Here is a 17,523-nt window from a genome sequence, read left to right on the forward strand (position 1 = left end):
TCGGTGCAGGTGTCTTATTGCCTCGGCATCAGCTGGGAACGATGTCTCAGGCGTTGAAGCGGGTGAGGATGCCGAGCAGGATGATGCAGGCCGCCCAGATGATCGCCATCAGCGTCGTGAACCGGTTGAGGTTGCGCTCGGCCACACCCGAGGAGCCCAGCGACGAGGACATTCCGCCGCCGAACATGTCAGACATGCCACCGCCCTTGCCTTTGTGCATGAGGATCAGCAGAGTGAGGAAGATGCTCGTGAGCACAAGCAGCGCGATGAGAATGATGTTCAGGATTTCCACGTCGGATTCAACCTATGTTTCGTCGAGGGCTTCGTCGAATGATGCGTCTGTCAGTCTACTTCGCGACCGCGGCCTTGCACAAAGCGGCGAAGTCCGGTCCACTCAGGCTTGCGCCTCCCACCAGTGCGCCGTCGACATCCGCGGAGGCGACGATCTCGGCCACATTGTCGGCCTTGACTGATCCGCCGTAGAGGATGCGGGTCGTCTGGGCCAGGCTGTCGGCGTACTTCTGTGCGATCCGCTCGCGGATGGCCGAAGCCATTTCGGCGGCGTCGGCGGCTGTTGCGGTCTCACCGGTGCCGATCGCCCACACGGGTTCGTAGGCGATGACGAGTCCCGAGAGATCTGCGGCGTCGAGTCCGGCCAGGGATTCGTCGAGCTGTCCGAGGGTGAACTCGACGTGGCTCTTGCCCTGGCGCTGTTCCAGGGACTCCCCCACGCAGAGGATCGGAGTCAGTTCGGCCGAGATCGCGGCCTTGGTCTTCGCAGCCACGACCTCGTTGGTCTCGTAGTTGTCCGCTCGGCGTTCGCTGTGGCCGATGACCACATAGCTGCAGCCGAGGCGGGAGAGGAACGATGCGGCGACTTCGCCGGTGTGCGCCCCAGGTGCATGTTGGGAGACGTCCTGGGCCCCGTATTTCAGCCACAGTTTGTCGCCCTGGACAAGAGTCTGCACCGAACGGATGTCGGTGAACGGCGGGATGACGACGACTTCGCAGTGACTCTCGTCGAGTTTCGCGTCCTCGAGTGCCCAGGCGAGTTTCTGGACGGCGGAGATCGCCTCGAGGTGGTCGTGGTTCATCTTCCAGTTGCCTGCCAGCAGCAGGGTGCGGTCGCTCATGGTGTCTGTCTTCCTCATCCGAGTGCGTCGAGTCCGGGCAGGGTCTTGCCTTCGAGGTATTCGAGGCTGGCACCGCCGCCGGTGGAGATATGGCCGAAGGCGTCATCGGCGAAGCCGAGGCTGCGCACGGCGGCCGCGGAGTCACCGCCGCCGACGACGGTCAGCCGCTGTCCGTCGCCGGTGCCGTCGTCGGTCAGTGCTTGGGCTATGGCTTTGGTGCCGGCGGCGAAGGCCGGGAATTCGAAGACGCCCATCGGTCCGTTCCAGAACACAGTGGTGGAGTCTGCGATGATCTCGGCGTAGGCGTTGGCCGATTCGGGTCCGATGTCGAGGCCGAGTCCGTCCGCTCCTGCCGGGGTGTCCTCGAGTTCGGCGACGGGACGGACCCAGTTCTCGGCGTCGGCGGCGAAGGAGGCGGCCATGACGATATCGGTGGGCAGGATGATGTGTGCACCGCCTGATTCGGATCGTTCGAGGTAGCCCTTGACGTCGTCGATGCGGTCCTTCTCGACCAGGCTGGAACCGATGTCGTGGCCGAGGGCGGCGAGGAAGGTGAAGACCATTCCTCCGCCGATGAGCAGATTGTCGGCACGTTCGATGAGGTTGTCGATGACGCCGAGCTTGTCCGAGACCTTCGATCCGCCGAGGACGACGGTGAAGGGTGAGGCGGGGTCGTTGAGCAGCCGGTCGCTGACTTCGACCTCGGCACGCACGAGGGTTCCCGCGTAGTGCGGGAGGGGGCCGGCGATGTCGGAGACCGAGGCCTGTCTGCGGTGGACGACACCGAATCCGTCGGAGACGAAGTCATCGGCCAGGGCAGCCAGCTGGGCGGCGAATTCCTGGCGCTGAGCATCGTCCTTCGCCGTCTCGCCGGGATTGAACCGCAGGTTCTCCAGCAGCAGCACGTCACCGTCGGACAGGGCAGCAGCCTTCGTCTTCGCATCGTCACCGACGGTGTCCGTAGCGAAGGCGACCGGACGGTCGATGGCCGCCGCGAGTTCGGGGGCGATCGGAGCCAGCGAGAACTGCGGATCCGGTTCGCCCTGGGGGCGACCCAGATGCGACATCACGATGACCTTGGCTCCCGCCTCGGCGAGGGACCTGATCGTACCGGCCGAGGCGAGGATGCGACCGCGGTCGGTGATCGTGCCCTCGTCCATCGGCACGTTGAGATCGCTGCGGACGAGCACAGTGTGGCCGGCGAAGATGCCCGCATCGTCGAATGTCCTCATGAGTCCCTTTCGCTGAGAATATAGCTGACCATGTCTTTGAGTCGGTTCGTGTAGCCCCACTCGTTGTCGTACCACGCCACGACCTTGATCTGGTCTCCCAGCACCATCGTGAGTTTGGAGTCGACGATCGCCGAGGCGGTGGTGCCGACGATGTCGCTGGAGACGAGTTCGTCGGCGGAGAAGTCGAGGTAGGGTGATCCCTCCGCTGCAGCGGCGAGGATTGCATTGACCTCATCCCGGTCGGCGGGTGTGCCCGTGGTGAAGGTGAAGTCGATGATCGATCCGGCGGGCACGGGCACGCGCACCGCCAGACCGTCGAGTCGGCCTTCGAGGTGGGGCATGACGCGCCCGACGGTGCGTGCGGCTCCCGTCGTCGTGGGCACGATGTTCACGGCGGCTGCGCGGGCGCGGCGCAGATCCCGGTGGGGTCCGTCGACGAGCATCTGGTCGCCCGTGTAGGCGTGGACGGTGTTGAGCAGTCCGGATTCGACGCCCAGCGCGTCGTCGAGGGCTTTGACGACGGTGGCCATGCAGTTCGTCGTGCACGAGGCGTTCGAGACCACGGAATGCGTGGCCGGATCGAAGGTGTCTTCGTTCACGCCCATGACGAGGGTGGCGTCGACGTCCTTCCCAGGAGCGGAGAGCACGACCGTGTTCACGGTGCCGCCGAGGTGGGCCTCGGCCTGATCCTGGCGGGTGAAGCGTCCGGTGGACTCGACGACGAGTTCGACGTCGTGCGAATTCCAGTCGATGGCCTCCGGGTCGGCTTGGCTGGTGACTGCGATCTCACGTCCGTCGACGATGATCGCCTCCGCGGCGAAGTCGACGTCGTGGTCGAAGCGCGGCCACACCGAATCGTGGGTGAGCAGATGGGCCAGGGTCGTCGTATCGGTGAGATCGTTGATGGCCACGACCTCGAAATCGGTATCGGGTTCGAGGGACAGACGGAACAGGGCGCGGCCGATTCGGCCGAAGCCGTTGATGGCGATTCGTCTCATGCCTCGATCTTAGCGATCCTCGAGCATTTCCGGGGTCAGACTGGCTTCGGTGCCGGGAATTCCCAGTTCTTCCGCATGCTTGTCCGCTGTGGACAGCAGACGTCGGATCCGTCCGGCCACTGCGTCCTTCGTCATCGGCGGGTCGGCGAGCTGACCGAGTTCTTCGAGGGACGCCTGCTTGTGGGTCACCCGCAGCTGTCCGGCGTAGCGGAGGTGTTCGGGGACCTCCTCGCCGAGGATCTCGAGGGCGCGTTCCACTCGGGCACCGGCGGCCACAGCTGCACGGGCAGAGCGGCGCAGGTTCGCATCGTCGAAGTTCGCCAGTCGGTTCGCGGTCGCCCGGACCTCCCGGCGCATCCGCCGCTCTTCCCAGACCAAGACGGCGCTGTGGGAGCCCATGCGGGTGAGCAGGGCGGCGATATCGTCGCCGTCGCGGATCACGACGCGGTCGATTCCGCGGACCTCGCGGGCCTTGGCACTCAGGCCGAGCCGACGGGCGGCACCGACGAGGGCGAGGGCCGCTTCGGGGCCGGGGCACGTGACCTCGAGGGCAGAGGAGCGTCCCGGTTCGGTCAGGGATCCGTGGGCGAGGAAGGCACCGCGCCAGGCGGCTTCGGCATCGGCGACGGAGCCGTTGACGATGGCCGAGGGCAGTCCGCGCACGGGACGGCCGCGGTTGTCGACGAGTCCGGTCTGGCGGGCCAGGGCTCCGCCGTCGCGGCTCACCCGGAGCAGATAGCGGTTGGAGCGGCGGATCCCGGCAGCGTTGATGACGACGATATCTGCATGTTGGCCGTAGAGGTCCTTGATCTCCGCGCGCAGCCGTTTGGCTGCCTGAGCCGTGTCGAGTTCGGCTTCCAAGACGATGGAGCCGTTGACGAGGTGAAGAGCGGAGGAGAACCGGAAGATCGAAGACACCTCGGCCTTGCGGGCGGAGGTGCGTGTGATCTTCACTCGCGCCAATTCGTCCTTGACCTGAGCGGTCAGTGCCATAGCTCGTCCTCCTGCACCTGAAGTTCTACCACTGCTCGGCGACGCCGATCCCGGCGTCCAACAACATGTCACGGTAGCATGCCGCGAGTTTGAGGCTGTCATGCTGTCCCTGCTTCCGTGAGCGCAGAGGACGTTCCCAGAGTTTCGCTCCGAACATGTCCTCGGCCCGCTCCGGCAGGTCGGGTTCGAGTTCGGTGGCGGCCTCGTCGACGAGGACATAGTCCAAGGTCAGTGAGCGAGCATGCCGGTGCAGCGAGACGAGGTGTTCGCCGAGGCTCAGATCCTTCGTCTCACCGTCGGTGGAGCTGAGGTTGAGAGTGAGGGATTTCACCGCTGTCGAGGCCACGATCGCCTCCGCCAAGGCGGGCACGAGCAGGTGCGGCATCACCGAGGTGTACCAGGAACCTGGGCCGAGGTTGAGGACATCAGCTGTCTCGACTGCTTCGATCGTCTCGTAGCGGGCGGGTGGAGCCGCCGGGTCGAGGCGCACGGTCTCGACGTGGCCGATGGTGGAGGCGAGCACGGATTGTCCGCGCACGACTTGGAATGATCCGGGGAACTTCACATCGGCTTCGATCGTCAGCGGCACAGAGGACATCGGCAGCACACGGCCGTGGGCGCGCAGCAGTCTGGCCATCCAGTCCAGGCCGGCCACATGGTCGCCGTGGATCTGCCACAGCGCGGCGATGAGCAGATTGCCCACTGCGTGGCCGTGCAGCTCCCCTGCGGATTCGAAACGGTGCTGGATGACATCACGCCAGGTCTGACCCCAGGTGCCGTCATCGCAGAGCGCAGCCAGAGCCATCCGCAGATCTCCGGGTGGCAGACCGCCGAGTTCGTCGCGCAGACGCCCGGAGGAGCCGCCGTCGTCGGCGACGGTGACGACGGCGGTGAGGTCTTCGGTGAGCAGACGGAATGCCCTCAGCGCCGCATAGAGCCCGTGTCCGCCGCCGAAGGAGACGATACCCGGACCATCGTTCTGAGCGCCCGTGGTGATGACAGGCAGATCTTCGGTCTCCATGTCATTCTCTTCCCAGATCGCGATGACGCACGGTCACGGGGATGCCGGTCTGCGCCGACAGGAGCTTGCCGACGCGTTCGCTGATCGCCACCGACCGGTGTTTGCCGCCGGTGCAGCCGATGCCGATCATCGCGTAGCCGCGGCCCTCGTGCAGGTAGCCTTCTGCGACCGTGGCCAGGGTTGCGGCATAGCGTTCGATGAACTCCTCGGCGCCGTTCTGTTCGAGGACGTACGCTGCGACATCGGAGTCGAGTCCGTTGTGCCCGCGCAGGTGGGGTATCCAGTACGGGTTGGGCAGGAAGCGGACGTCGGCGATGTGGTCGGCGTCCTTCGGCAGTCCGTATTTGAACCCGAAGCTCATGACCGTCAGACGCAGCGGCGGGGTGTCGTCGTCGCTGAAGCGTTTGCGCACTTCCGCCGACAGCTGGTGCACATTGAGATCGGAGGTGTCGATGATGATATCGGCCCGGTGCCTCAGCGACTCGAGCTGGGAGCGTTCGGCTTCGATGCCTTCGAGCAGGGTCCCCTCCCCCTGCAGGGGGTGGGGCCGCCTCGTCGATTCGAAGCGTCGGACGAGGACTTCGTCGGAGGCGTCGAGGAAGACGATGCGCAGGGACAGTCCCTGATCGACGAAGTCGCTGATCGTCTCCTGCAGTTCGGTGTACTTCGTCCGTCCCTTGGCGTCGATGACGATTGCGATCTTCGGCAGGGCGCCGTCGGCGCGGGCGACGAGCTCGACGAGCGGACGCATCATCTGCGGGGGCAGGTTGTCGACGACGTACCAGTCCATGTCTTCGAGCACATTGGCCACAGTGGTGCGACCGGCTCCCGACATTCCGGTGACGAGCACAACCTCGATGGGGTGGTCGGATCCGTTCGATTCGGCCTGTATGCTCACTCGTCCTCCTCTGATCGTGCCCGTTCGGTCGGTGGGCACAATGTGTCTGGGCACTACTCTAGGGCAGATTCGCAGAGCTCAGTCGGCCAGAGCCGCGACGATCTTCGCGGCGAGGGAGGGACCGATTCCCTTGACCTCGCAGATCTCTTCGGCGGTGGCGGCGCGGACCTTCTTCACGGATCCGAAATGCCGCAGCAGAGCGGTGCGCTTCGACTCCCCCAGGCCCGGGACGTCGTCGAGCACCGAGCTCGTCATCGCCTTAGCGCGTTTGGATCGGTGATAGGAGATGGCGAAGCGGTGAGCCTCATCGCGCAGCCGCTGCATGAGGAAGAGTCCTTCGGAGTTGCGTGGCAGGATGACGGGGAACGGATCGTCCGGGACCCAGACCTCTTCGAGGCGTTTGGCCAGGCCGACGACGGAGATGTCGACGATGCCGAGATCGGTCAGCGCTCTCGTGGCGGCGGCGACCTGCGGCCCCGCACCGTCGACGACGAGGAGGCTGGGCCGGTAGCCGAAGCGCTCATCGGGTTCCTCGGCGGTCATCTGTTCGAGGTAGCGGGTGAAGCGACGGGAGACGACGTCGTACATCGAAGCCGTGTCGTCGGCCGCAGCTTCCCCATGGATGGCGAAGTGACGGTAGTCGCGCTTCTTCGCCATTCCGTCTTCGAACACGACGAGGGAGGCGACGACGTTCGACCCTTGGGTGTGGGAGATGTCGATGCATTCGATGCGCAGCGGCGCTTCCGCCAGGTCGAGGTGTTCCTGGATCTCCTTGAGCGCTTGGCTGCGGGTCGTCAGGTCGGACGAGCGTTTGAGCTTGTGCTGAACGAGCGCTTCCTTCGCGTTCTTCTCCACGGTCTCCAGCGCGGCCTTCTTCTCGCCGCGTTCGGGCACGCGCACGGTCACTCGGGAGCCGCGCTGCTGACTCAGCCAGGATTCCAGGGAGTCCAGATCCGCCGGCAGGGTGTCGACGAGGATCTCCTTCGGAATGGCTTCGGCGTCGAGACCGGAGTAGGCCTGTCGCAGGTAGTCGGTGGTGAGTTCGGCCGGAGTGTGGTCGTCGGAGCGCTCGATGATCCAACCGCGCTGGCCGCGGATGCGGCCCTGGCGCACATGGAAGACCTGGACGGAGGCTTCGAGCTCCTCTGTGACGAGTGCGAAGATGTCGCAGTCGGCGCTGACGGACAGGACTACGGCCGACTTGTCGAGGACCTTCTGCAGAGCGGAGATCTCGTCACGCAGACGTGCCGCCCGCTCGTAGTCGAGGTCCGCCGCGGCACTGGCCATCTCCTTCTGCCGGTGGCTGATGAAGCGACCGGTGTTGCCGGACATGAAATCGGAGATGCTGCGGGCCAGGTCCTTGTGGTCGTCCTTGCTGATCTGACCGACGCAGGGGGCAGCGCATTTGTCGATATAGCCGAGCAGGCAGGGCCGACCGCTGCGTTCGGCCCTCCGGTAGACACCGGAGGTGCAGGTGCGCATCGGGAACGCCCTGAGCAGCAGGTCGAGGGTCTCCTTGATCGCCCACACCTGAGCGAAGGGGCCGAAGTAGCGAACGCCCTTGCGCCGTTTTCCGCGGGTGATGAATGCCCTGGGCACATCCTCGTTCATGGTGATCGCGAGGTACGGATAGGACTTGTCGTCGCGGAACATGACGTTGAACCGCGGGTTGAACTCGTTGATCCACGTCCATTCGAGCTGCAGCGCTTCGACCTCGGTGTCGACAACGGTCCATTCCACCGAATTCGCGGTGTGGACCATCGTCGAGGTCCGCGGGTGCAGTTGGGCGGGATTGGCGAAGTACGAGTTGAGTCGGTTCCGGAGGTTCTTCGCCTTCCCGACATAGATCACCCGCCGGTCGGGGTCACGGAACTTGTAGACCCCGGCGGAGGTGGGAATCGACCCGGTGGCCGGACGGTAGCTGGATGGGTCAGGCATTCGGATCAGGGCTGGAGCATCGGTTTGAGGAATCGTCCGGTGTGCGATTCGGCCACCTCGGCGACCTCTTCGGGAGTTCCCTGGGCGATGATCTGACCTCCGCCGCGACCTCCCTCGGGCCCGAGGTCGATGATGTGATCGGCGTTGCCGATGACGTCGAGGTTGTGTTCGATGACGATGACAGTATTGCCCTTGTCGACAAGCCCCTGCAGGACCATGAGCAGTTTGGAGATGTCCTCGAAGTGCAGGCCGGTCGTCGGTTCGTCGAGCACATAGACGGTGCGCCCGCGGGAGCGCTTCTGCAGTTCGGCGGCGAGCTTGACACGCTGGGCCTCGCCACCGGAGAGAGTCGTCGCCGGCTGGCCGAGTCGGACATAGCCCAGCCCCACCTCGACGAGGGTCTTGAGGTGGCGGGAGATCGCGGGGATCGCGGCGAAGAAGTCGTTGGCCTCCTCGATGGGCATGTCGAGGACTTCGGCGATGTTCTTGCCCTTGAAGGTGACCTCCAGGGTCTCCCGGTTGTACCGGGCGCCCTGACAGACCTCACAGGGGACATAGACATCGGGCAGGAAGTTCATTTCGATCTTGATCGTGCCGTCGCCGCTGCAGTTCTCGCAGCGTCCGCCCTTGACGTTGAAGGAGAACCGTCCGGGCAGATACCCGCGCACCTTCGCCGATTCCGTTTCGGCGAACAGGCGGCGGACGTGGTCGAAGACCCCGGTGTAGGTGGCGGGGTTCGACCGCGGGGTGCGGCCGATCGGCGACTGGTCGACGTGGACGACCTTGTCGAGGCTGTCCAGACCGGTCACTCGCTTGTGGCGTCCGGGCACTCTGGAGGCGCCGTTGAGGACGTTCGCCATCTGTGTGTAGAGGATCTCATTGACCAGAGTCGATTTGCCCGAACCGGAGACGCCGGTGACGGCTGTGAGGATGCCGAGCGGGAAGGACACCGTGACGTCGCGCAGGTTGTTCTCCACGGCCTTCTCGACGGTGACCATCCGGTCCTTGTCGACGGGGCGGCGGGTGGGAGGCATCTGGATCTCGCGGCGACCGGACAGGTAGTCACCGGTGATCGATCCTGCGGCATCTTTGAGTCCGGCGACGGGACCGGAGTAGACGACCTCTCCGCCGTGCTCGCCGGCACCGGGGCCGATATCGACGATCCAGTCAGCGGATTCGATGGTGTCCTCATCGTGTTCGACGACGATGAGGGTGTTGCCGAGGTCTTTGAGCTTGTTGAGCGTTTCGATGAGTCGGCGGTTGTCGCGCTGGTGCAGACCGATCGAGGGCTCGTCGAGGACGTAGAGGACGCCGACGAGTCCGGAGCCGATCTGCGTGGCCAGGCGGATGCGCTGAGCTTCGCCGCCGGAGAGAGTGCCGGCCGCCCGATTGAGGCTGAGATAGTCGAGGCCGACGTCGAGGAGGAATCCGAGGCGGGCGTTGATCTCCTTCATCACCTGCGCCGCCACGGCGGCATCGCGGTCGCTGAGTTCGAGAGACCCCAGGAAGCCGGCGGCCTCGTCGAGAGCGAGTTCGGAGACTTCGGCGATGGACTTGTCCCCGACCTTGACGGCGAGGATCTCCGGTTTGAGACGCGTGCCCTGGCAGCTGGCACACGGGATCTCACGCATATAGGACTCGTAGCGTTCCCGCGACCAGTCGGATTCGGTTTCCTCGTGTTTGCGCTGAATGTATTGGTAGACGCCTTCGAAGCCGGTCGAATACGTGCGTTCACGGCCGAAGCGGTTCTTGTATCTGACGTGGACCTTGTAGTCCTTGCCGGTCAGTATCGCGGTCTTCGCCGCTTTCGGCAGCTTCTTCCACGGCGTCTTCATATCGAAGCCGACCTCGTCACCGAGGCCCTTGAGCAGACGGTTGAAGTACTTCGAGACCTGTTTTCCGCCGGACCAGGGGGCGATCGCGCCGGAGCCCAGGCTGAGGTCCTCGTCGGGGACGACGAGGTCTTCGTCGACCTGCAGGCGGGTGCCGATGCCGTCGCAGGTGGGGCAGGCGCCGAACGGTGAGTTGAAGGAGAATGAGCGGGGTTCGATCTCGTCGATCGTCAGCGGGTGTTCATTCGGGCACGACATGTGCTCGGAGAATGTGCGGGTCGTTCCCGCGTCGACGAGGTCGATGTCGATGCGTCCGTCGGCCAGCCCGAGGGCGGTCTCGACGGAATCGGTCAGGCGGGGACGCATTCCGGGTTTGGCGACGAGGCGGTCGACGACCACGGAGATCGTGTGCTTGTACTGCTTCTCCAGGGTCGGCGGTTCGCTCAGGCTGATCTGCTCACCGTCAACGACGGCGCGGGAGAAGCCCTTGGACTGCAGATCGGTGAAGAGGTCGACGAATTCGCCCTTGCGGGAGCGGACGACGGGGGCGAGGACGAGGAACTTCGTCCGCTCCTCGAGTTCGAGCAGCTGATCGACGATCTGCTGCGGGGTCTGCTTCGTGATCACCTCACCGCAGACAGGGCAGTGGGGGATGCCGATCCGTGCCCACAGCAGGCGCAGGAAGTCATAGACCTCGGTGATCGTGCCGACGGTCGAACGCGGGTTGCGTGAGGTCGACTTCTGATCGATCGACACCGCCGGAGACAGTCCTTCGATGAAGTCGACATCGGGCTTGTCCATCTGCCCAAGGAACATCCGCGCATATGAGGACAGGGATTCGACATAGCGTCGCTGCCCCTCGGCGAAGATCGTGTCGAAGGCAAGCGAGGATTTGCCGGAACCGGACAAGCCGGTGAACACGACCATCGAGTCGCGGGGCAGCGCGATCTCAACGTTCTTGAGATTGTGTGCTCGCGCGCCTTTGACCCACAGGGTGTCGAGATGGGAGACGCCTGTCACTTGCTCACCGTTATTGGTTTTCATCACCTGACCACTGTATTACTCGGCACTGACATTGCTGTATTCGCAGCGGTCTCCGGATCATCCGCCGACCTCTCCGACGGAGAGGATGCGCAGCACGATGTCTCCGGATTCGTCGCTGGCGGCCACGTCCACCTCGGCGTCGATGGCCCAATCTTTGTTGTCGTCGGGATCGGCGAGGATCTGTCGGACGCTCCATGTGTCTGAACCGGGTGTGATGTCGATATATTCCCGACCGCGGGCTTTCTGGTCGACGAGCAGCTCCCCGTATTCGTCGTAGAAGTCCTCGATCGCGTCCTCCCAAGCGCGGGAGTCGAATCCGGATTCGGCGTCGAGGCGGCCGAGCTCGGTGTAGTTCGCACGTTCGGCCAGCAGGACCCGGTGGAACATGGCGTTGCGGATCTCTGCAGTGAAGATCTTCGTGTTCTCGGAGAAGCGCCGGTCGAGTGCAGGCAGATCATCGGAGTGTTCGGTGGGGTCGAGGCCCTGCAGGGTCCGCCACTCGTCGAGCAGTGACGAGTCCGTGCGGGCGATGGTCTCACCACACCATTCGATGATGGTCTCGAGCTCCTCGGTCCGGTTCTCTGCGGGCACATTGTGCAGCAGCGCACGGTAGACGTCGGTGAGGTAGCGCAGCAGGCTGCCTTCGGCCCGGGCGAGGCTGTAGTAGCCGACGAACTGGGTGAAACCCATGGCCTGTTCGCACATATCGCGGACGACGGATTTGGGTTCGAAGCCGCCTCGGTGCAGCCAGGGATGGGTTTCGACGAAATGGTCGAAGGCCGGGTCGAGCACCTCGGCCAGCGGTGCGGGGCTCTCGATCTCGTCGAGGATCGCCATCCGTTCGGCGTACTCGACGCCTTCGGCCTTGAGTTCGGCCAGCGTCTCCCCCTTGATCCGGTCGAGCTGACCTTTCAGGATCTGGAACGGCACCGAGGTGGTCGCTTCGACGATGGAGACGACATCGAGGGCATAGTTGTCGTCATCTTCGTCGAGGAGGTCGAGTGCGGCGAGGACGAACGGCGCCAAAGGCTGGTTGAGCGCGAACTGGGGGCCGAGGTCCTCAGTGGCGACGAGTTCTCGCCCGCGGACCTCGATGAGGCCGGCGTCGATGAGGGAGCGCCCGATGCTGATCGCGGTCAGTTTGAGGTCGAGGCGACGGTCTTGGTTCTCGTGGGTCTTGTCGATGAAGTCGCTGATGGTGGACACATCGGAGCCGGGACGGGCGACGAGGTTGAGGATCGTCGAATGGTCGATCTTCATCCGCGGGCGCAGGGTCTCGGATTCGCCCTCGATGAGTTTCGTGAAGGTCTCTTCCGACCAGCCGACGAATCCGACGGGGGCGGCCTTCTTCTTGACCTTCTTCTTTTTCTTCTTGTCGTCGTTCGCGGCCTTGGCTTCGGCTTTGAGGTTGTCGATGACATGTTCGGGGGCCTGGGCGATGACGTAGCCGCGGGTGTCGAATCCCGCGCGGCCGGCTCGTCCGGCGAGCTGTTGGAACTCGCGGACGGTGAGTCTGCGCATCTTCCGGCCGTCGAACTTCGTCAGTCCGGTCAGCAGCACGGAGCGGATGGGCACGTTGATGCCCACACCGAGGGTGTCGGTGCCGGAGATGACGAGCAGCAGGCCCTTCAGTGCGAGCTGTTCGATGAGTCGACGGTATTTCGGCAGCATTCCTGCGTGGTGGACGCCGACGCCGTGGAGGAGCAGCTTGCGCAGGCTCTGCCCGAATCCCTTGCTGAAGGTGAAGCCCTTGATGGCCCCGGCGATCGCGGCTTTCTGTTCCTTGGAGGCGAGGTCGACCGAGAGCAGGTTGGTGGCGAGGTCGATGGCTCCGTTCTGGGAGTAGGAGACGACGTAGACCGGTGCTTTGCCGTTGCGGACGAGTCCGCGCAGAGTGTCGGAGAGCGTCTCGGTCGAATATTCGTAGTCCAATGGGACGGGCCTGGTCGCCGAGGTGACCACGGAGGAGTCGCGGCCGGTCGTCTCCGTCATCGTCCGTCGGATGTCGGTGGTGTCGCCCAAGGTGGCGGACATGAGGACGAACTGGGTCTGCGGCATCTCGAGGAGGGGAACCTGCCAGGCCCAGCCTCGTGAGGGATCGGCGACATAGTGGAATTCGTCCATGACGACCATTCCGGCGTCGAGCATTCCTCCTTCGCGCAGCGCCTGATTAGCCAGGATCTCTGCTGTGGCGCAGATGACGGGAGCATCGGCGTTGACGGTGGAGTCACCGGTGATCATCCCGACGTTCTCGGCGCCGAAGGCGTCGATGAGGGAGAAGAACTTCTCGCTCACCAGCGCCTTGAGCGGGGCAGTGTAGTAGGACCGGATCCCACGGGTGAAGGACTGGTAGAGGGCGAAGAGCGCGACGAGCGACTTCCCCGATCCCGTCGGTGTCGCCATGATCGTATTGTCCCCGGCGAGGATCGTGAGGAACGCCTCGTCCTGAGCCGGGTACGGCTCTACGCCGATCTCTGCGCAGTATTCGCCGAACGACTCATAGATCGTGTCGTCGTCCGCGAATTCTGCTGGGATCTCCTGCAATCTGGCCACGCTGATGCACAGACCTTTCCGATTAGACTGGTTCCATCCTATTGCTCGACACCGAGGAGTCACATATGCCGGTCTTCGCCGTCACATATCACTATGGTCCTGATACGGATACGCGGATGGAACACCGCCCCGCGCATCGCCGCTGGCAAGCGGAGATGAACGAGGCCGGGAGGATCCTCGCGTCCGGTCCCCTGGACGATGATCCGCAGCCGGGAGGGCTGCTGATCGTCAGTGCCGCCGATCGCGGCGAGGTCGAAGGGCATCTCGCTGAGGATCCCTATGCTTCCGTCGGTGTCATCGAGTCGACGGTCGTCCGCGAGTGGACTCCTGTGTTCGGGCCGTTCGCCGAGGGCTGAGGGCCGTCCTGCCCGTCCGGGTCGGCCCGGGAGGAGCAGAGAGGAGCGGGGTCCGTCTCGAGAGATCGAGACGGACCCCGCTCTTGTTGTGCAGGCGCCGAGGCGGTGCCTGCACAACCGGGTCCGTTCGGCTCAGGCCTCTTCGGACTCGTCGGAGCTGATGTCCTTGAACGAGATTCCGTCCTTCTTCATCTTCATCAGTGAGGCCACCGTAGCCACCACCATGGCGATGACGATGAAGGTCAGGGACAGCCACGTCGGGACTTCGGGGATCGAATGGCCCCAGGAGAGGAACTCCCAATCGCTCGAGTGCAGAGCGTGGATGACGAGCTTGACGCCGATGAAGGCGAGGATCGCTGCGATTCCGTAGTGGAGGTACACGAGCTTGTCGACGAGTCCTCCGAGCAGGAAGTACAGCTGACGCAGTCCCATGAGGGCGAACACGTTCGCGGTGAACACGAGGAAGGCGTTCTGCGTGACGCCGAAGATCGCGGGGATCGAGTCGAGTGCGAACATCACATCGGTCGAGCCGATGGCGATGAACACGATGAACATCGGGGTCCAGTATTTCTTGTTGTCGTCGAGAGTCACTCGCAGCTTGTTGCCGTGGTATTCGTCGACGACGTTGATCCGCTTCCGCAGGAACCGGATGAGGCCGTTCTCGCCGTCGCCGTCGTCTTCGGAGCCGAAGGCCTGCCGGTAGGCGACTATGAGGAGGAAGATGCCGAAGATGAAGAAGACTTCGACGAAGGCGTTGATGATCGCCGCACCCGCGAGGATGAAGATGCCGCGGAAGATGATGGCGATGATGATGCCGACCATGAGCACTTCCTGCTGGTACTTCCGCGGTACCGAGAAGCTGCCCATGATGATGATGAAGACGAACAGGTTGTCGATGCTCAATGAGTACTCGAGCAGCCAGCCGGTGAGGAATTCGCTGCCGTGCTGGGCATCGCCGATGGCGAAGAGCGCACCGGCGAAGGCCAGTGCCAGAGCGACGTAGAAGGCGACCCAGATGCTCGCTTCCCGCATCGACGGGGTATGTGGTCGCTTGACGACCAGGAGAAGGTCGAAGACGAGAATCGCAACGACGATGATTCCCGAGGTGATCATGAACCAGACGGGAATCGGAGATTCGCTCGCAGCCGCAGCATTGCCGCCGGCGGCGAGCGTGGAGGACAGGGTATCCATGGAAGCCTTTCGTGGTGAATAGGATGTATCCAGGTCGAAAGTCTCTCCCACGCGGTGATTCTGCGTGCGCTCCGCAACCGGACCCCTCGAGGGGTCGTGGTGACGACCGCGGATGGACGGGATACTCCCTTTCGCCAGCACACCAGTATAAACACGCAAACATCGTTCGCGCGCCACAGGTGCGGCTCAGGCGTGCCCGGCCTCCTTCATCTGGCGCAGCTCCTGCTTGAGGTCGGAGAGCTCATCGCGCAGACGTGCGGCGAGTTCGAACTGCAGCTCCGCGGCCGCCGAATGCATCTGCGAAGTCAGCGATTCGATGAGCTCGGTGAGGTCGGCTGCCGGCGGGCGCAGCGAACCGGGTTTGGACGCGGCGTCCCGCTGTTCGTCGGTCAGTGTCGAGTTGTAACCCCGTTTGCCCTTGCCGTAGTCGAATTCGGTGAGCAGCTCACGAGTGTCTTCGTCTTCACGCTGCAGACGTTCTGTGATGTCCGCGATCCTCTTGACCAACGGGGCCGGGTCGATTCCGTGCTCTTCGTTGTGGGCGATCTGGATGGCGCGCCTGCGGTCGGTCTCGTCGATGGCTGTGCGCATCGAATCCGTGATGGTGTCGGCATACATGTGCACTTGGCCGTTGAGGTTACGAGCAGCACGACCGATCGTCTGGATGAGCGATGTCGACGACCGGAGGAACCCTTCCTTATCGGCGTCGAGGATCGCGACGAGGGAGACTTCGGGCAGGTCGAGACCCTCACGCAGGAGGTTGATGCCGACCAGCACATCGAACTCACCGGCACGCAGCTCGGTGAGCAGCTCCACACGTCGCAGGGTGTCGACGTCCGAGTGGAGGTACTGAACACGGATATCGTGCTCGAGCAGATAGTCGGTGAGGTCTTCGGCCATCTTCTTCGTCAGCGTCGTCACGAGCACACGTTCGTTCGTATCGACGCGGGTCTTGATCTCATCGAGCAGGTCGTCGATCTGCCCCTTCGTCGGCTTGACTCTGATCTCGGGGTCCACGAGGCCGGTCGGACGGATGATCTGCTGGACGTAGCCGTTGGCGTTGCCGAGTTCGAAGTTGCCGGGCGTGGCGGACAGGTACACGCTCTGTCCCACGCGCTCCCGGAACTCATCGAACTTCAGCGGCCGGTTGTCCATGGCACTGGGCAGGCGGAATCCGTGTTCGACGAGGGTGCGTTTGCGCGACATATCGCCTTCATACATGCCGCCGATCTGCGGGACTGTGACATGGGATTCGTCGACGACGAGGAGGAAGTCCTCGGGGAAGTAGTCGAGCAGGCAGTTCGGCGCCGAACCGGGGTCGCGCCCGTCGATATGCCGGGAGTAGTTCTCGATGCCGGAGGTGAAGCCCATCGACTCCATCATCTCGAGGTCGTAGGTCGTGCGCATCTTCAGCCGCTGGGCTTCGAGCAGTTTGTTCTGCGTCTCGAATTCGCTCAGCCGTTTCTGCAGCTCCTCCTCGATTCCGCTGATCGCCTTCGCCATCCGGTTCTCACCGGCGACGTAGTGGCTGGCGGGGAACACGTGGATGGTCTCCTCGTCGCGCACGATCTCCCCTGTCAGCGGGTGCAGAGTCTGGAGGGTCTCGATCTCATCGCCGAAGAACTCGATCCGCAGCGCCAGCTCCTCGTACTGCGGGATGATCTCGACGGTGTCCCCGCGGACGCGGAAGGTTCCGCGGGTGAAGGCCATATCGTTGCGGGCGTACTGCATGGACACGAAGCGTTTGAGCAGTTCGTCCCGGTCACATTCGTCACCCTTGTGGAGGGTGACCATCCGGTCGACGTATTCTTCCGGTGTGCCGAGACCGTAGATGCACGACACCGTCGAGACCACCACGACATCGCGCCTGGTCAGCAGCGAATTCGTGGCCGAGTGCCGGAGCCGCTCGACCTCGTCGTTGATCGAGGAGTCCTTCTCGATGAACGTGTCCGTCTGCGGCACATAGGCTTCGGGCTGGTAGTAGTCGTAGTACGAGACGAAGTACTCGACCGCATTGTTGGGCAGCAGCTGTCGGAACTCGTTGGCCAGCTGAGCGGCCAGAGTCTTGTTCGGCGCCATGATGAGGGTGGGTCTCTGCACCTGCTCGATCAGCCATGCAGTCGTCGCAGACTTGCCCGTACCGGTGGCACCGAGGAGGACGATGTCCCGCTCCCCCGCGTCGAGCCGGTCGGAGATCTCATTGATCGCCGTCGGCTGGTCACCGGAGGGCGAGTACTCGGAGACGACCTCGAAGGGCGCCACTTCGCGGGTGACGTCGGGACGGTGGCCGATCGCTGGCAGGGGGCGTTCTGAGCTCATAGTCCAACCCTAGAC

Annotated in this window: 13 protein-coding genes; 1 reads left to right on the forward strand and 12 read right to left on the reverse strand. The window is 63.9% G+C overall.

Translation table 11 applies throughout. From position 1 onward, the window contains the following. Positions 1-46 precede the first annotated feature (46 nt). The 10 genes from secG to EB835_RS04825 form a co-directional block, all read right to left on the reverse strand. Positions 47-292, reverse strand: coding sequence for a preprotein translocase subunit SecG (gene secG / locus EB835_RS04780; protein WP_092013651.1), 246 nt, complete (start codon positions 290-292; stop codon positions 47-49). Positions 293-347: 55 nt separating this feature from the next. Next, complete coding sequence (gene tpiA, locus EB835_RS04785) at positions 348-1,133, reverse strand: triose-phosphate isomerase (protein WP_135808335.1); 786 nt, start codon at positions 1,131-1,133, stop codon at positions 348-350. A 14-nt stretch (positions 1,134-1,147) separates the two neighbouring features. Then, positions 1,148-2,365, reverse strand: coding sequence for a phosphoglycerate kinase (locus tag EB835_RS04790; RefSeq protein ID WP_135808336.1), 1,218 nt, complete (start codon positions 2,363-2,365; stop codon positions 1,148-1,150). Next, positions 2,362-3,363: a type I glyceraldehyde-3-phosphate dehydrogenase gene (gene gap / locus EB835_RS04795; RefSeq protein WP_135808337.1), complete on the reverse strand. Its 1,002-nt coding sequence runs from the start codon at positions 3,361-3,363 to the stop codon at positions 2,362-2,364. The genes EB835_RS04790 and gap overlap by 4 nt, the downstream gene beginning before the upstream one ends. A gap of 9 nt (positions 3,364-3,372) precedes the next feature. Next, the gene (whiA, locus tag EB835_RS04800; RefSeq protein ID WP_135808338.1) at positions 3,373-4,356 is read right to left on the reverse strand and encodes a DNA-binding protein WhiA; all 984 of its coding nucleotides are present in this window, start codon (positions 4,354-4,356) and stop codon (positions 3,373-3,375) included. Positions 4,357-4,381: 25 nt separating this feature from the next. Further along, positions 4,382-5,377 (reverse strand): gluconeogenesis factor YvcK family protein, encoded by a 996-nt coding sequence (gene yvcK / locus EB835_RS04805; RefSeq protein ID WP_135808339.1) that lies wholly within the window; start codon positions 5,375-5,377, stop codon positions 4,382-4,384. A gap of 1 nt (position 5,378) precedes the next feature. After that, on the reverse strand, positions 5,379-6,275 hold the full coding sequence (gene rapZ, locus EB835_RS04810; RefSeq protein ID WP_135808340.1) for an RNase adapter RapZ: 897 nt from the start codon (positions 6,273-6,275) through the stop codon (positions 5,379-5,381). A 78-nt stretch (positions 6,276-6,353) separates the two neighbouring features. Continuing rightward, positions 6,354-8,213: an excinuclease ABC subunit UvrC gene (uvrC, locus tag EB835_RS04815; protein ID WP_135808341.1), complete on the reverse strand. Its 1,860-nt coding sequence runs from the start codon at positions 8,211-8,213 to the stop codon at positions 6,354-6,356. 5 nt (positions 8,214-8,218) lie between these two features. Further along, positions 8,219-11,089, reverse strand: a complete 2,871-nt coding sequence (gene uvrA, locus EB835_RS04820; protein ID WP_135808460.1) for an excinuclease ABC subunit UvrA — start codon at positions 11,087-11,089, stop codon at positions 8,219-8,221. Positions 11,090-11,146: 57 nt separating this feature from the next. Then, positions 11,147-13,642 (reverse strand): DEAD/DEAH box helicase, encoded by a 2,496-nt coding sequence (locus EB835_RS04825; protein WP_135808342.1) that lies wholly within the window; start codon positions 13,640-13,642, stop codon positions 11,147-11,149. Positions 13,643-13,707: 65 nt separating this feature from the next. Between EB835_RS04825 and EB835_RS04830 the strand changes: the two genes are divergently transcribed. Further along, the gene (locus EB835_RS04830) at positions 13,708-13,998 is read left to right on the forward strand and encodes a YciI family protein (protein ID WP_135808343.1); all 291 of its coding nucleotides are present in this window, start codon (positions 13,708-13,710) and stop codon (positions 13,996-13,998) included. Between the two features lie 132 nt (positions 13,999-14,130). Here EB835_RS04830 and EB835_RS04835 read toward each other — a convergent pair whose 3' ends face one another. Both EB835_RS04835 and uvrB read right to left on the reverse strand, forming a co-directional pair. Then, the gene (locus EB835_RS04835) at positions 14,131-15,189 is read right to left on the reverse strand and encodes a TerC/Alx family metal homeostasis membrane protein (RefSeq protein WP_135808344.1); all 1,059 of its coding nucleotides are present in this window, start codon (positions 15,187-15,189) and stop codon (positions 14,131-14,133) included. Positions 15,190-15,375: 186 nt separating this feature from the next. Beyond that, positions 15,376-17,508 (reverse strand): excinuclease ABC subunit UvrB, encoded by a 2,133-nt coding sequence (uvrB, locus tag EB835_RS04840; protein WP_135808345.1) that lies wholly within the window; start codon positions 17,506-17,508, stop codon positions 15,376-15,378. Positions 17,509-17,523: the final 15 nt, after the last annotated feature.

The sequence above is a fragment of the Brevibacterium sp. S22 genome (genome assembly GCF_004745485.1).
Lineage (GTDB): Bacteria > Actinomycetota > Actinomycetes > Actinomycetales > Brevibacteriaceae > Brevibacterium.

Excerpts from the sequence above, each read along its gene's own strand:
- tpiA (WP_135808335.1), bottom strand. The coding sequence starts at position 1,133 with ATGAGCGACCGCACCCTGCTGCTGGCAGGCAACTGGAAGATGAACCAC.
- EB835_RS04790 (WP_135808336.1), bottom strand. The coding sequence starts at position 2,365 with ATGAGGACATTCGACGATGCGGGCATCTTCGCCGGCCACACTGTGCTC.
- gap (WP_135808337.1), bottom strand. The coding sequence starts at position 3,363 with ATGAGACGAATCGCCATCAACGGCTTCGGCCGAATCGGCCGCGCCCTG.
- whiA (WP_135808338.1), bottom strand. The coding sequence starts at position 4,356 with ATGGCACTGACCGCTCAGGTCAAGGACGAATTGGCGCGAGTGAAGATC.
- yvcK (WP_135808339.1), bottom strand. The coding sequence starts at position 5,377 with ATGGAGACCGAAGATCTGCCTGTCATCACCACGGGCGCTCAGAACGAT.
- uvrC (WP_135808341.1), bottom strand. The coding sequence starts at position 8,213 with ATGCCTGACCCATCCAGCTACCGTCCGGCCACCGGGTCGATTCCCACC.
- uvrA (WP_135808460.1), bottom strand. The coding sequence starts at position 11,089 with ATGAAAACCAATAACGGTGAGCAAGTGACAGGCGTCTCCCATCTCGAC.
- EB835_RS04830 (WP_135808343.1), top strand. The coding sequence starts at position 13,708 with ATGCCGGTCTTCGCCGTCACATATCACTATGGTCCTGATACGGATACG.
- EB835_RS04835 (WP_135808344.1), bottom strand. The coding sequence starts at position 15,189 with ATGGATACCCTGTCCTCCACGCTCGCCGCCGGCGGCAATGCTGCGGCT.
- uvrB (WP_135808345.1), bottom strand. The coding sequence starts at position 17,508 with ATGAGCTCAGAACGCCCCCTGCCAGCGATCGGCCACCGTCCCGACGTC.